The following is a 13,251-nucleotide window of genomic DNA, read 5'->3' as shown; positions in this document are numbered from 1 at the left end:
GATTTCACGCCCTAGAACCATGTCCGCTGCCCTCGCGGCGCTTGCCTCGGCGGCCCTTCTGCTGAGCAGCTGCGCGAGCCCGGTGGCGAACGCCAATGACTCAGCTGCTGCGCAAACCCGCACGGTTACCAGCGAGGTCAAGGAGCTGACCATTCCGGCGGAGCCGAAGAAGGCCCTGGGCATGTACACCACGGACCTGGACATGCTCATCACGCTCGGCATCCCGTTGGCCAGCCAGCAGCCCATCCGTGACAGTGGCTACAAGGGCTTCCCGTACTTCTTCGACCAGAAGGCACTGGAGGGGATCACCCCCTTCACCAACTACCCGGAGTTCAACTTCGAGGCCATCCTCAAGGCCCAGCCGGACGTCATCCTGAACGGCCTCGGCTACGAGAAGGAGCTGGACGGCAAGCTCTCCGACATCGCCCCCACCTACACCTTCAACGGTTTTGACGGCAGCGACTGGCGCACCAAGTTCAAGACCGTCGCCGAGGCCTTCGGCAAGACCGGGCAGTACCAGGCCTGGATGGACAAGTACCAGGCCAAAGTGGACGACGTGAAGAAGCGCCTGGCCGAGGCCGGTAAGAGCGATCTGGTGATCGGCCCGGTTGACTACTACGAGGACCAGGTCTCTGTCAGCTGCTACGGAACCCCCTGCCTGGTGATCAAGGACCTGGGCTTGAAGATTTCACCTCTGGCAGACGGCGAAGGTGCCAAGCTCAGCGCCGAGCAGCTTGAGCAGTTGAAGGGCATTGACGCCGTCATCACCACCGAAGTCCCCGAAAAGGACGGTGCCAACCCGGACGCGTTCGCTCCGCTGGCCAACAACAAGCTCTGGACCTCGCTGCCGTTCGTAGCCAACAAGCAGATCTTCACCTACGACCTTGAGATGATCTACGGCTCCCCGAGCGGCCAGTACGCACTGCTGGAGAAGATCGAGAAGGCGCTCCTGCCATGATGAGCATCTACCGCGCGGAGGTGCTGGCTACCCGGGCTTTGACGCCTGGGATGGTCCGCATCACCTTCGGCGGACCCGGCCTGGCCGGATTCGAATCCACCGGCGTAGGCGACGAGTATCTCCGCGTTTTCCTGCCGGACTTCGGTGAACACGAGGCCCGGCTGCCCATTTCCACGGGCGACTCCTGGGACTGGGAACCCGGCGTCAAGCCTTCCGCCATGCGGACCTACACGGTCCGCTCCGTGGACCCGGCCGCGGGCACCGTGGACATCGACTTCGTCGTTCACGACGGCGGTGTGGCAGCAGCCTGGGCGCAGCGCGCCGAGGTGGGTGACGTCGTCGGACTCAACTCGCCCACCGGGCTGTACGAACCGCCGGCAGAGCTGCAATGGCAGATCCTGCTGGCCGACGCGACGGGACTTCCCGCCGTCGCCCGCTTGCTGGAAAAGACTCCGCCGGGTGTCCGGACCCGCGTCCTGATCGAGGTGGAAGACCCCTCGCACCAGCAGGACCTGGTCATCGGCGCGGGCACTGAAGTCGCTTGGATCCACGGCGGCAACGGGCACAGCCAATCGCGGTTGGACGAGGCTTTGAAAAGCATGGAACTCCCCGGCGGAACGGGCTACATCTGGGTGGCCGGGGAAGCAAAGGTACTGCGCGGGATCCGCAAGTACCTGCGCCACGAGAAGAAGCTCACCCCTGAGTCCTACAAGCTGATCGGCTACTGGACGGACAAGAGCGAGGCGTGGACGGAGCGTTGGGAGAACCTCGACGCCGAAACCCGCCGCTGGTTCGACGAACTGTGGTCCGACGGGAAGCGCGACCGCGAAGAACTCGAGGACCTGCAGGACGCCAAGTTCGAACTGCTGGGACTGTAATGGCCAGCGGAACCATGGCGGGGACGGAGGCCGGGGCTGGGCAGGCGACTGCGCCGGCCTCCACAACTGCCCCGGCCCCCGCATCCGCGGCGCCCTCCGCCCCCGCAGCGCCCTCCGCAACCGCACGCCAGGGCAGCGCCGGCCTTGCCACCGTCAACCGCTACCGCCTGCTCGGACTGATCGCGTCCATCGCGGCCTTGGCTTTGGCCCTTCTGCTCAGCATGGTCATCGGCTCCAAGGACGTGGACCCGGCCTCACTTTGGCCCGCGATCACGGCCTACGACGGCTCGCCGGAACATGTGATCATCCATGACCTGCGCTTTCCGCGGACCGTCGTCGGCGTGCTCGTGGGCGTTGCACTGGGACTCTCCGGAGCCCTCATCCAAGCCATGACCCGCAACCCCTTGGCGGACCCAGGCATCCTGGGCGTCAACGCGGGTGCTGGCTTCTTCGTGGTCCTCGGCGTCGCGCTGTTCGGGGTAACCAGCATCCAGGAATACATCTGGTTCTCCTTTGCCGGGGCCGTGATCGCCACCGTGATCGTTTACCTGATCGGTTCCATGGGCAGGGGAGGGGCAACCCCGCTGCGTCTGACCTTGGCAGGGGTTGCCCTGGGGGCGGTCCTCGGCGGGGTCTCTTCCGGGATCACGCTCCTCCGGCCCGCCGTGTTCGACAGCATGCGCAACTGGACCGCCGGTACGCTCAGCAACCGTTCGTGGGACATCGTGGCCACCGTCGCACCGTTCATCGTGGTGGGCACCATCATCGCCCTGGCCCTGGCGCGGCCACTCAACGCTGTGGCCATGGGTGACGACACCGCCACGTCACTCGGCGCCAACATCTTCCGCACCCGCACGTGGACCATCATCGCCGTCACCCTGCTGTGTGGCGCCGCTACTGCAGCGGCAGGTCCCATCGGCTTCGTGGGCCTCATGATTCCGCACGTGGCCCGCTGGATCGTCGGGCCGGACCAGCGATGGATCCTGGCCTACACGCTGGTGCTGTCACCGGTCTTGCTGCTGGTGTCAGATGTCCTCGGCAGGCTGGTGCTCAGGCCCGGCGAAATGCAGGTAGGCATCATCACCGCGTTCGTCGGGGCACCAGTACTGATCTGGCTGATCCGCCGCCGGAAAGTGAGCACCCTGTGAGCACCCTTGATTTTGGCCGGCGAACACTCGCGGTCCGTCCGCTGGGCGGCCGGGTTTCGGCCCGCCTCGACGTTCGCTCGATGATTGTCACCGCCGTCCTCGTCGGCGCCGCCCTTGCGCTCGCCGTCGTCGCCCTTGGCCTGGGCGAGTTCAGTATTCCGGTGCCGGACGTGGTCTCGGCGCTGTTCGGTCGCTCCACCGGCGCCATCCACATGGTGGTAGTGGAGTGGAGGTTGCCCCGCGTCCTCCTGGCCCTGTTGTTGGGGGCGGCCATGGGGGGCAGCGGGGCCATCTTCCAATCGCTGACCCGCAACGCGCTGGGCAGCCCCGACGTGATCGGTTTCAACACCGGCGCCTACTCGGGTGCCTTGGTGGTGATCCTGTTGATGGGTGGCGGATACTACGCCGTGTCCGCGGGGGCGCTGGTGGGTGGTTTGGTGACCGCGGTCCTGGTGTACCTGTTTGCCTACAAGAAGGGCATCCAAGGCTTCCGGCTCATTATCGCGGGCATCGCGGTGAGCGCCATGCTGGCGTCAGTGAACACCTACATGATCCTCAAGGCGTCCCTCGAGCAGGCCATGTCCGCCGCTGTATGGGGTGCCGGATCGCTGAACAAGGTGTCTTGGGAGCAGGTGCTGCCAGTGGTGCTGATCTTCGCCGGGCTGCTGGGGGTGCTGGCCTTTTTTGGTCGCCGGTTGGGGCTTTTGGAGATGGGCGACGACGCCGCCCGCGCCTTGGGCGTTCGGCTGGAGGGTTCGCGGGTGGTCCTCGCAGCCGTTGGCGTGGCGTTGACGGCGATGGTCACTGCGGCTGCGGGACCCATCGCGTTTGTTTCGCTCGCTGCTCCGCAACTCGCCCGCAGGCTGACCCGCTCGGCGTCAGTGGGCTTGGTCCCCTCCGCTGCCATGGGTGCTCTTTTGCTCGTGGCCAGCGACATCGTGGCGCAGAACCTCTTCGCGCCGATTCAATTGCCGGTGGGAGTGGTGACCGTGAGCATCGGTGGCTGCTACCTCGTCTGGCTGCTGGCGCGCGAGGTGCGGCGGCAATGACTGTGAAGGAGACTGCTTTGACTGACGTGCTGGCTGCCCCGGCGGTGCCGCTCGTGTCCACGGATGCCCGGTTGCGAGCTGACGGCGTGAGCCTGGGCTATGCGGGCCGGACGGTGTCTTCCGCCTTGGACGTCCGGATTCCCGATGGCGAATTCACGGTGATCGTGGGTCCGAATGCCTGCGGAAAGTCCACGTTGCTCCGGGCCTTGTCGCGCCTGCTGCAGCCGACGTCCGGCACGGTCTTCCTGGACGGGAAGGACATCTCCTCCTACGGCGCCAAGGACGTGGCCCGGAGGCTGGGCCTGTTGCCGCAGACCTCCCTTGCCCCCGACGGCATCACTGTTGCGGACCTCGTGGCCCGTGGCCGCTACCCGCACCAGAAGTTGCTGCGCCAATGGTCGGAGGAGGACGAGGCCGCCGTCGTCAGCGCCTTGGAGGCGACCAACGTGACCGGGCTGTCCGGACGGCTGGTGGACGAACTCTCCGGAGGCCAGCGGCAGCGCGTCTGGGTGGCCATGGTCCTCGCGCAGCAGACGCCGTTGTTGCTGCTGGACGAGCCCACGACGTTCCTGGACATCGCCCACCAGATCGAATTGCTGGAGCTGTTCAAGCGCCTGAACGGCGAGGGCAACACTTTGGTGGCCGTGCTTCATGACCTCAACCATGCTTGCCGCTACGCCTCGCACCTGATCGCCATGAAGGATGGTGCGGTGGTGGCCGAGGGGCGGCCTGCGGACGTCATCACCGCGGAGTTGGTGGAGCACGTGTTCGGCCTGCCCTGCATGGTGATCGACGATCCCGTGAGCCACACGCCTTTGGTCATTCCGCTCTAGGCTCCCGGGAACTCCCCGGCGACCGCCTCAGCCCAGCAGCTCAGCCCGACGGTTCTCCGTCTCCTCCCGTAAGGCATGCACGACGGCGGCTACCGCGGGGCGGCGCATCGAGTCGGGGCGGAGGACCAGCCAATAGGGGAGCAGTTCGGCGAAGTCTTCGGGCAGCAGCCGAACCAGGTCCGGGTGGCGATCCGCCATGAAGCACGGCAGGAATCCCACCCCTGCGCCGGCCCGCGTCGCTTCCACATGGACGAACACGTTGGTAGAGGTGAGGCCGTCCCGCATGCTCGGAACCAGCCTGCGGGGCGCGTCCAGGTCGTCCACCTGCAGCATGGAATCCACGAAGTACACCAACTGGTGCTGGGTCAGTTCTTCTGCGTTGGCGGGAGTTCCGTTGTCCTCGAGGTAGCTGCGTGAGGCGTACATCCCCAGCCGGTACTCGCCCAGTTTGATGGCTTCGGCCCGGTGCACCTGTGGCGTCCCCACCACCACTTCGATGTCCAGGCCCGAGCGTTGCTGCAGTGCCCGGCGGGTCACGGTAACGATCTCCAGGCTGAGGCCCGGGTGGTCCCTCCTGATGCGCGCGGCGGCCGGTGCCGCGATATAGGCACTGAAGCCGTCGGTAGCCGTCATGCGTACGACGCCGGTAATGGGGTCGGGTGCGCGGTCGCTGGGTCCCAGCGAACCCACCGCCGCTTCCACCCGCTCGGCTACCTGGACGGCGGCCGCCCCCAGTTCGGTCAGTTCCCAGCCGCCTGCCGCACGCGCAAGGGCGCGGCCACCAAGCGCCTTTTCCAGCGCGGCGATCCTGCGCGAAACGGTGGTGTGGTTCAGTCCCAAGGCTTGTGCCGCCGTCGTGAATTTACCCGACCGTGAGACGGCGAGGAGGATGAGGAGGTCGTCTGGGTTTGGGTTCATATCTGCAATTCTGCACATAGGGGGTGCCTCTTTGGTTATTGAGGCACGCCGAATCTGCAGCAATACTCAGTGAAGCTATTCGTGTTGTGGATCACAACGCGCATGAAAAAGGGCATTGTCAAAGAAGACACTGAGGAGATGGATATGAGCGTAGAGCAACGCTCCACACCCGCTGCCGGAAACACCGGCAAGGGATCAGGCCTGAAGAAGATCGTCGCCGCGTCCATGGTGGGAACCGTGGTGGAGTGGTACGAGTTCTTCCTGTACGCAACGGCCGCCACATTGGTATTCGGCAAGTACTTCTTCCCGAGCACCGGTAATGAACTCGACGGAATCATCCAGGCCTTCATCACCTATGCCGTCGGCTTCATCGCCCGGCCCCTGGGCGGTATAGTGTTCGGCCAGATCGGCGACAAGCTCGGCCGCAAGCCTACGCTGCAGCTGACCATCGTGATCGTCGGTGTCTCCACGTTCCTTATGGGCTGCCTCCCCGGCTTCATGGACATTGGCTACTGGGCGCCCGCAATGTTGGTTGCCCTCCGCTTCATCCAGGGCTTCGCGCTCGGTGGTGAATGGGGTGGCGCAGTGCTGCTGGTCGCCGAGCACAGCCCCAACAAGTCGCGTGCGTTCTGGTCATCCTGGCCGCAGGCTGCTGTTCCCGTGGGCAACCTCCTGGCCACCTTGGTCCTGTTCGTCATGTCCACCACCCTGAGCAGCGAAGCCTTCCTCGGCTGGGGTTGGCGGGTCGCATTCTGGCTGTCCGCCGTGATCGTCTTCGTCGGCTACTACATCCGCACCCACGTCAGCGAAGCCCCGATCTTCCTCGAAGCCAAAGCCCAGGTGGAGGAGTCCAAAGCCATCAGCTACGGCGTCGGCGAGGTCATCCGCAAGTACCCCAAGGGCATCCTGCAGGCCATGGGCCTCCGCTTCGCCGAGAACATCATGTACTACCTGGTGGTCAGCTTTGCGATCGTCTACCTCAAGAGCGTCCACAAGTACGACACGTCCTCGCTCCTCCTGGCACTCCTGATCGCCCACGTGATCCACTTCCTGGTCATTCCGCAGGTGGGCCGCTTGGTGGATTCCTGGGGACGAAAGCCCGTGTACCTGGTGGGCGCTGTCACCGGCGCGGTATGGCCGTTCTTCGCCTTCCCCATGTTCGACACCAAGAACGCCGTGATCATTGTGCTCGCCGTGACCATCGGCCTCTGCCTGCACGCGTTCATGTACGCAGGACAGCCGGCCATCATGTCCGAACTCTTCCCCACCCGCATGCGGTACTCCGGTGTTTCGCTCGGCTCGCAGGTCACCTCGATTTTCGCCGGCTCCCTGGCACCCCTGCTGGCCACTCAGTGGCTGAAGGACACCGGTTCGTGGGTGCCGACGGCGATCTACCTCGTCGTCGCGTGCGCCATTACCGCCGTCGCCGTCGTTTCCCTGAAGGAGACCAAGGGCATCGCGCTGCAAGACGTCGACGCCGCCGACGCCGAGCGGCACGGACTGACTACCGCTTCCGTTACTTCGAAGGGCTGATTTGATGGACAACTCCTTGAATGGGCGCAAAGCCCTGGTGACCGGAGGTGCCAGCGGAATCGGGGCGGCCTGTGCGCGGGCGCTCGCGGCCCGTGGCGCGAAAGTAGTAGTGGCCGACGTCGACGCCTCCGGAGCCGCGGCCCTCGCCGACGAACTGGGTGGTACTGCCTGGACCGTGGACCTGCTGGACGTGGATTCCCTCGCTGCTTTGAGCCTGGATTGCGACATCTTGGTCAACAACGCCGGCATCCAGAAGGTTGCGCCCATTGAGGAGTTCGAACCCGCTGAGTTCCGGCGGATCCTGGCGTTGATGCTTGAGGCGCCGTTCCTGCTGGTTCGCGCTGCACTCCCGCACATGTACGCCAACGGCTTTGGCCGGATCATCAACGTCTCGTCGGTGCATGGGCTGCGGGCCTCGGCATACAAGAGTGCTTATGTGTCCGCGAAGCACGGCCTTGAAGGACTCAGCAAAGTCACGGCTTTGGAGGGTGGCGAGCATGGCGTCACTTCCAACTGCATCAACCCCGGCTATGTCCGTACCCCCTTGGTGGAGCGCCAGATCGCCGACCAAGCCCGGCTCCACGGTATCCCCGAGGCCGAGGTGCTCGCCAAGGTGATGCTGACTGAGTCTGCGGTCAAGCGTCTTGTGGAGCCGTCCGAGGTGGCGTCCCTGGCGGCCTGGCTGGCCTCGGACGACGCCGGCATGGTCACCGGCGCGAGCTACACCATGGACGGCGGCTGGTCGGCGAGGTAGGACTTGCCTGCGAGGTAATCGGCGCGCCCAGTTCCTTCGGCGCCCCCGTTTCCGCCCGGCGCGCCCAGTAGCACGGGTGCGTCAGGCGGAAAGGGGTGCGCTAATCCGGCCGAAGGGGTGCATCGGGCGGAAAGGGGTGCGCCAACCAGTGCCTGGAGGCTCTAGAGAACCTTCACCACTGGGAGGGAAGCCGTCTCGTCAACGAGTTCCGCGCGGCGTAGGCCACCGCCACGCACCCACAGCTTGTAGGCCACGAACAGCAGCACCAACCAGGTTGCACCAACATAGAGGGCCACGCGGGTGTCCTCGAAGACGCCCAGGATCACGATCACCAACGCCATGAACGCCATGGTCACGATGGACGCGAGAGGCCACAAGGGCGATCCGAACTCAGACGCAGGCAGCCCCTTGGCCTTGATCTCGCGCTTCATGGCTACGTGCGAGGCGAGGATCATCACCCAGACCCACACGGTGGCGAACGTGGCGATGGAGGCGATGACCACGAACACGTCCTCGGGAATGACGGCGTTCAGCACCACACCGACCAAGAGGATGCCACCCATCATCACCACGGTCATCCACGGAACGCCATGGCGGGAGACCTTGCCGAAGCTCTTGGGTGCGTGGCCTTGCTGGGCCAGGCCAAAGAGGATGCGGCCGGCCCCAAAGATGTCGCTGTTGATGGCGGACAACGCGGCCGTGATCACCACGGCGTTCAGGATGTGCGGCGCTGCGGGAATGCCAAGGCCAGCGAAGATCTGCACGAACGGGCTGCCGTTGCTGCCGATGTCGTTCCAGGGGAAGATGCTCATCAGCACGCCAAGGGTCAGCACATAGAACAGCAGGACGCGGACCGGGACGGTGTTCACGGCCTGCGGGATGACTTTCTTGGGATCGGCGGCCTCGCCTGCCGTGATGCCAATCGTTTCGATCCCGCCGAACGCAAACATCACGACGGCGAACGCGGCCAAGAGGCCTTCGAAGCCGTTCGGGAACAATCCACCGTGGTTGACGAGGTTCCCCAGTCCCGGTGCCACGCCACCGCCGTCGTTCCCTGTTTGGAAGCCGAACACGACGATCGCCGCGCCGCCAATGATCATGGCGATGATAGCCACAACCTTGATGAGGGAAAACCAGAACTCAAGTTCCCCGAAGACTTTGACGCTCAGCAGGTTCATCGCGCCGAGGAAGAGGATGATCGCCAGGACCCAGATCCAGCGATCCACCTGGGGGAACCAGAAGCCCATGTAGATGCTGAAGGCCGTGACGTCGGCGATGGCCACGATGGCCATTTCGAACACGTACGTCCAACCGGTAACGAAGCCTGCGAACGGTCCCAGGTAGCGGCTGGCGTATTGTCCGAACGAGCCGGAGACCGGGTGGCGCACCGCCATTTCGCCGAGTGCCCGCATCACCATGAAGACGGCGGCGCCGCCGATGATGTAGGCCAGGAGGACGGCGGGACCCGCCTTTTGGATGGCCGAGGCCGAACCGTAGAAGAGCCCCGTGCCGATGGCGGATCCAAGTGCCATGAAGCGGATGTGGCGGACGTTGAGGCCACGGCTGAGCGCCGATCCGGCGGCCTGGAGGACAGTGTCCTTTTCGGCCAGCGTGGTGTGTTGCATGGTAAAACCTTCTCGTCTTTGGGAGGGGATCGCTAACCAGCAGACCATTTTTGGAGACCTTGTGATCGGTCTCACGGGGCATTGCTGTCTTTGATCGCAGACAATCGGGTTTTGCGGTGGCTTGGGGCGGCGACCCCCAGGGCCTTCCTATTCTCCGTGCAGCAGGCCGGCGAGAAAGGCGTCGAGTTCCTGGCCCAGGGAGGCTTCCGGCTCAAGATACAGGCCTTCCCAGGGGGCGCAGCTGACACTTCCCTGGTTGGCGTCCTGTTCCGGAGCGTGCACGGGAGCAGGCTGGCGGTAGGTGGTAGTCCGGCGGCCGAAGGCATTGGCGAGGACTCGGTGGGTGATGGAGATGGACATGGTCCCGTCCCTTCTTTCCGGTGGCGGATACGGCGATGTATCGGCCCAACAGAGGTAATTTTTGAACGTGACGTTCATTTTATGAACGTTAGTCCATTGTGTCACGCCTCACCTTTTGCGCGCAATGGTTTAGTCGTGCAGCCAGGGGGCTTTCTGGGCTGCGGCACTCTTGACCACCTGTGGCCTGTCGCCGCGGCAGACCATGAGGCGCCCTTGGCCGTCATCCTGGATGAGCCAGAAAACGCTGCGGTCTACCGCGATCATCTCGATCAGCCCGGTGGTCACGCGGCCGTCGCGGTGAAACACCTGGACGCGGTCGTTGCGGGAGAGCTTCGACCAGTTCGGGACGGGCCGGGCTGGGAGGGCGTTGCGGGTTGGGGTATGGAGGCTCATGGTGGCACCTTGGAAGAGGTTGGAAGTGTTCGTTCAATGAACGTTTCGTTCAAGGTATGCGCACATGGGTGAGTGCGTCAAGAGATTCGGACCTTGTTCAGGCGCGCGGATAGTACGACGGCGGCGAGTGGCAGCCAGGGCGGGGCGGCCGACGGCGGCACGGAGTCACCGCCGGTGGGACGGCCGACGGCGGCGCGTGGCAGCCAGGGCGGGACGGTCGGCGGCGGTGTGTGGCAGCCAAGGGGGCGGCCGACGGCGGCGCGGAGCCACCGCCGGTGGGACGGCCGCCGCAGGTGCGGCACCGGCGTCGTGCCTCGGCAGGCTGCCGCTAGGACAGGGCTTTGGTGATTTCCTCAGCTGCCTTGCGCAGTTGGTCGATGGTGCCGGGCAATTGCTCAGACTTCAGCCGCTGGACCGGGCCGTTCACTGACACGATGCCCATGAGGGTTCCGTCCACCTCGCGAACCGGGTAGGCCGCTACGAAGAGGCCCTCCTCCAGCTCGTTGTCCATGATGGAGTAGCCCTGCTCGCGGATCCGTCGAAGATCCTTGAGCAATCCCTCCCGGCTGGTGATGGTGTGGGAGGTATAGGACGCAAGCTTCTTGGGCAGCGCTGCGGACACTGCTTCGTCGCTTAATTCGGAGAGCATCAATTTGCCCGTCGCGCTGGCGTGCAGCGGATAGGTCTCGCCAACGTAGAAGGATACGTTCAGGTACCTGGAAGCGGACGCTTCGGCGATGACATCGTAGGCCAGTTCGCCGCGCACCATGGCAAAGCTGACGGTCTCCTTGAGCTTGCCTGCGTAGTCATCCAGGATTGGCTGGATTCGGGCCACGGCTCCGGCGTAAGGATCCGCGAGCCGGCCCAAGCGGGACATTTCCCACCCGAGCCGGTAGCGGTTGTCCACGCGGTCAACAAAGCCGGTCTGCTCCAGGCTCAAGAGAAGGCGGAACGCAGTGGGGCGCGTCATGCCAACGGCCTGGGCCAGTTCGGTCACCGTGATGCCCTGGCGGTGCCGGCCGAGTTCGGAAAGGAGGATGGTGGCCTTGATGACGGACTTGTTGGTCAGGTCCGCGGCCTCGTCCGGCGCTGATGCTCCGCCGTCGACGTCTGCCTGTTCTGCTTCCGATGCCATGCCGCTCCCGGTCTTCGTGGCCAAGGCTGGGTGCCCTCGTGCTCAATGTCCCACCCATCCTATGCCGGGGCTACGCGCGTTCGAGGGTTGTGCCTGACGGAGCCGGGGTCAGCAGCATGGTGCCAGTATCCAGCCGCTCGTTGCTGTCCTGTCCAGCGGCCAGCTCCACGGCTTCCTGCCGGCTGCTGACCACGGGCACCGAGCCAAGGAGGGGATGGGCTGCCGATTCCCGCATCTTGAAGACGGCGAAGAGCGCCACTGCGGAGAAGAACATGATGTAGAAAGCCGGTGCATACGGGTTTCCTGTGACTTCAACAAGGATCTGGCTGACCAAGGGCGTGGTGCCGCCGAAGATGGAGATGGACAGGTTGTGCGTGACGCCCACGCAGCCGTAGCGGGAAGCGGTGGGGAACAGCTCGGACATCACGGCGCCCGTGAGTGCCAGGAAGAACGCGCTGGGCACCATCACCAGGAACATCGCCAGGTAGAGGGACCACAGGGTTCCGACGTGCATGAGGGCGAACGCGGGTATCAGCAGCACCAGGTTGCCGATGGTGGCCATGGTGTAGATGGGCCTGCGGCCAATGCGGTCCGACCAGCGCGCGACGAGCGGAATGAGCACGGCCTGGAGTACCAGGACCACGACGGCGGCTACCGCGGTGTGGACGGCGGGAGAGCCCACCTCCGTCTCGATGTAGGTGGGCATGTAGCTGGTGAGCATGTAGGACGAGGTTCCGTCGGCTGCGATGAGGGCTATGCCGATGAGGATTTGCGGCCAGTAGAACCGAAGGATGTTGGGCAGGTTGTGCCGCACGAAGAGCGGGTTGACGTCCGGGTTGGTGGTCTTATCGTGGGCAACTTCGAACGCCGGCGATTCTGGAATGCGGCTTCGGAGCGAGATTGCAAGGATGCCCAGCGGAAGGGCGAGCAGGAACGGAAGCCGCCAGCCGCCGTCGTGCATTGCCTGGGCACCCCACGCAGAGGTGGTCAGCGCCGTGGTTGCGGCCACCACGCCCGCGCCGACGGCGAAGCCCAGCATGGAGCCGGAGTTCAGGAGGGCGGTCATGAAGCCGCGGTTGCGGTCCGGGGAGAATTCGGCGATGTAGGTGGCGGCGCCGGAATACTCGCCGCCGGTGGAGAAGCCCTGCAGCATCTTGAGCAGGTAAAGGGGGATGATCACCCAGAGGCCCACCTGTCCCGCCGAAGGCAGCAGCCCGATGGTGGTGGTGGCCGCGGCCATGAGTGCCATGGTGAAGAAGAGGACCTTGCGGCGGCCGATCTTGTCCCCCAAGGGTCCCAGGATCATGCCGCCGAGAGGGCGGACCACAAAGGAGACCGCGAAGCCCAACAGGGTGACCAACAGGCCCATGCGCTCGTCCATGCCTTCGGTGAAGACGGACGTCATGGTCACGGCCAGGTAGCCGTAGATGCCAATGTCGTACCACTCGATGAAGTTGCCCACGCCGGCGCCCACTTGCGCCTTACGCAGCTCGCGGTTGTCCACAATGATGCAGTCTTCTGCCCGTAACCGCCGGGTGGCGCCTTGAGGCGCGCCACGTTGTGCTCTGGACTGATCGAACATCGTTGTCCTTCTTTCCTTTGGAGGTACGCCACACGTCCCGCATCCACGCTTGAGCCGTACTGGGGATCGCTGGGAATTGTGGCCG

13 protein-coding genes are annotated in these 13,251 nt (G+C 64.7%); 7 read left to right on the top strand and 6 right to left on the bottom strand.

The window, feature by feature from the left end:
* Window positions 1–19: 19 nt before the first annotated feature.
* Genes ACIPY3_RS15940 through ACIPY3_RS15920 form a run of 5 tightly spaced genes read left to right on the top strand, consistent with a single transcriptional unit; the run spans window position 20 to window position 4,866 of the window.
* Window positions 20–958: an ABC transporter substrate-binding protein gene (locus ACIPY3_RS15940; protein ID WP_400335614.1), complete on the top strand. Its 939-nt coding sequence runs from the start codon at window positions 20–22 to the stop codon at window positions 956–958.
* Window positions 955–1,836: a siderophore-interacting protein gene (locus tag ACIPY3_RS15935; protein WP_400335612.1), complete on the top strand. Its 882-nt coding sequence runs from the start codon at window positions 955–957 to the stop codon at window positions 1,834–1,836. The genes ACIPY3_RS15940 and ACIPY3_RS15935 overlap by 4 nt, the downstream gene beginning before the upstream one ends.
* A complete protein-coding gene (locus ACIPY3_RS15930) occupies window positions 1,836–2,984 on the top strand; it encodes an iron chelate uptake ABC transporter family permease subunit (RefSeq protein WP_400335611.1) in 1,149 nt (382 codons plus the stop codon). The genes ACIPY3_RS15935 and ACIPY3_RS15930 overlap by 1 nt, the downstream gene beginning before the upstream one ends.
* The gene (locus ACIPY3_RS15925; RefSeq protein WP_400335610.1) at window positions 2,981–4,033 is read left to right on the top strand and encodes a FecCD family ABC transporter permease; all 1,053 of its coding nucleotides are present in this window, start codon (window positions 2,981–2,983) and stop codon (window positions 4,031–4,033) included. Before ACIPY3_RS15930 ends, ACIPY3_RS15925 begins: the two co-directional genes overlap by 4 nt.
* A complete protein-coding gene (locus tag ACIPY3_RS15920) occupies window positions 4,030–4,866 on the top strand; it encodes an ABC transporter ATP-binding protein (RefSeq protein ID WP_400335608.1) in 837 nt (278 codons plus the stop codon). The genes ACIPY3_RS15925 and ACIPY3_RS15920 overlap by 4 nt, the downstream gene beginning before the upstream one ends.
* A 27-nt stretch (window positions 4,867–4,893) precedes the next feature.
* Here the strand turns inward: ACIPY3_RS15920 and ACIPY3_RS15915 are convergent, their stop codons facing one another.
* Window positions 4,894–5,784, bottom strand: a complete 891-nt coding sequence (locus tag ACIPY3_RS15915) for a LysR family transcriptional regulator (RefSeq protein WP_400335606.1) — start codon at window positions 5,782–5,784, stop codon at window positions 4,894–4,896.
* A gap of 144 nt (window positions 5,785–5,928) precedes the next feature.
* Here ACIPY3_RS15915 and ACIPY3_RS15910 point away from each other — a divergent pair, with 144 nt between their 5' ends.
* Both ACIPY3_RS15910 and ACIPY3_RS15905 read left to right on the top strand, forming a co-directional pair.
* On the top strand, window positions 5,929–7,317 hold the full coding sequence (locus ACIPY3_RS15910) for an MFS transporter (protein ID WP_400335604.1): 1,389 nt from the start codon (window positions 5,929–5,931) through the stop codon (window positions 7,315–7,317).
* Between the two features lie 4 nt (window positions 7,318–7,321).
* Window positions 7,322–8,071 (top strand): 3-hydroxybutyrate dehydrogenase, encoded by a 750-nt coding sequence (locus ACIPY3_RS15905; protein WP_400335601.1) that lies wholly within the window; start codon window positions 7,322–7,324, stop codon window positions 8,069–8,071.
* Between the two features lie 161 nt (window positions 8,072–8,232).
* Here the strand turns inward: ACIPY3_RS15905 and ACIPY3_RS15900 are convergent, their stop codons facing one another.
* From ACIPY3_RS15900 to ACIPY3_RS15880, 5 genes are all read right to left on the bottom strand, one after another.
* Window positions 8,233–9,696, bottom strand: a complete 1,464-nt coding sequence (locus ACIPY3_RS15900) for an amino acid permease (RefSeq protein WP_400335600.1) — start codon at window positions 9,694–9,696, stop codon at window positions 8,233–8,235.
* A gap of 147 nt (window positions 9,697–9,843) precedes the next feature.
* Window positions 9,844–10,056: a hypothetical protein gene (locus ACIPY3_RS15895; RefSeq protein WP_400335599.1), complete on the bottom strand. Its 213-nt coding sequence runs from the start codon at window positions 10,054–10,056 to the stop codon at window positions 9,844–9,846.
* A 129-nt stretch (window positions 10,057–10,185) separates the two neighbouring features.
* Window positions 10,186–10,449 carry a hypothetical protein gene (locus ACIPY3_RS15890; protein WP_400335597.1) on the bottom strand — a complete coding sequence of 88 codons (264 nt, stop codon included), beginning with the start codon at window positions 10,447–10,449 and terminating at the stop codon, window positions 10,186–10,188.
* A 328-nt stretch (window positions 10,450–10,777) separates the two neighbouring features.
* Window positions 10,778–11,584: an IclR family transcriptional regulator gene (locus tag ACIPY3_RS15885; RefSeq protein WP_400335594.1), complete on the bottom strand. Its 807-nt coding sequence runs from the start codon at window positions 11,582–11,584 to the stop codon at window positions 10,778–10,780.
* Window positions 11,585–11,654: 70 nt separating this feature from the next.
* Window positions 11,655–13,166, bottom strand: coding sequence for an MFS transporter (locus ACIPY3_RS15880; protein ID WP_400335593.1), 1,512 nt, complete (start codon window positions 13,164–13,166; stop codon window positions 11,655–11,657).
* Between the last annotated feature and the right edge of the window lie 85 nt (window positions 13,167–13,251).

The sequence above is a fragment of the Paenarthrobacter sp. NPDC089714 genome, assembly GCF_044748905.1.
Classification (GTDB): domain Bacteria; phylum Actinomycetota; class Actinomycetes; order Actinomycetales; family Micrococcaceae; genus Arthrobacter.
Note: the sequence above shows the minus strand (reverse complement) of the source record. Positions and strands in the feature narration are given on the sequence as shown.

Bases quoted from the DNA above. Each gene is read 5' to 3' on its own strand.
- ACIPY3_RS15880 (WP_400335593.1), bottom strand. From the start codon at position 13,166: ATGTTCGATCAGTCCAGAGCACAACGTGGCGCGCCTCAAGGCGCCACC.
- ACIPY3_RS15935 (WP_400335612.1), top strand. From the start codon at position 955: ATGATGAGCATCTACCGCGCGGAGGTGCTGGCTACCCGGGCTTTGACG.
- ACIPY3_RS15920 (WP_400335608.1), top strand. From the start codon at position 4,030: ATGACTGTGAAGGAGACTGCTTTGACTGACGTGCTGGCTGCCCCGGCG.
- ACIPY3_RS15915 (WP_400335606.1), bottom strand. From the start codon at position 5,784: ATGAACCCAAACCCAGACGACCTCCTCATCCTCCTCGCCGTCTCACGG.
- ACIPY3_RS15895 (WP_400335599.1), bottom strand. From the start codon at position 10,056: ATGTCCATCTCCATCACCCACCGAGTCCTCGCCAATGCCTTCGGCCGC.
- ACIPY3_RS15890 (WP_400335597.1), bottom strand. From the start codon at position 10,449: ATGAGCCTCCATACCCCAACCCGCAACGCCCTCCCAGCCCGGCCCGTC.
- ACIPY3_RS15885 (WP_400335594.1), bottom strand. From the start codon at position 11,584: ATGGCATCGGAAGCAGAACAGGCAGACGTCGACGGCGGAGCATCAGCG.
- ACIPY3_RS15900 (WP_400335600.1), bottom strand. From the start codon at position 9,696: ATGCAACACACCACGCTGGCCGAAAAGGACACTGTCCTCCAGGCCGCC.
- ACIPY3_RS15905 (WP_400335601.1), top strand. From the start codon at position 7,322: ATGGACAACTCCTTGAATGGGCGCAAAGCCCTGGTGACCGGAGGTGCC.
- ACIPY3_RS15910 (WP_400335604.1), top strand. From the start codon at position 5,929: ATGAGCGTAGAGCAACGCTCCACACCCGCTGCCGGAAACACCGGCAAG.
- ACIPY3_RS15940 (WP_400335614.1), top strand. From the start codon at position 20: ATGTCCGCTGCCCTCGCGGCGCTTGCCTCGGCGGCCCTTCTGCTGAGC.
- ACIPY3_RS15930 (WP_400335611.1), top strand. From the start codon at position 1,836: ATGGCCAGCGGAACCATGGCGGGGACGGAGGCCGGGGCTGGGCAGGCG.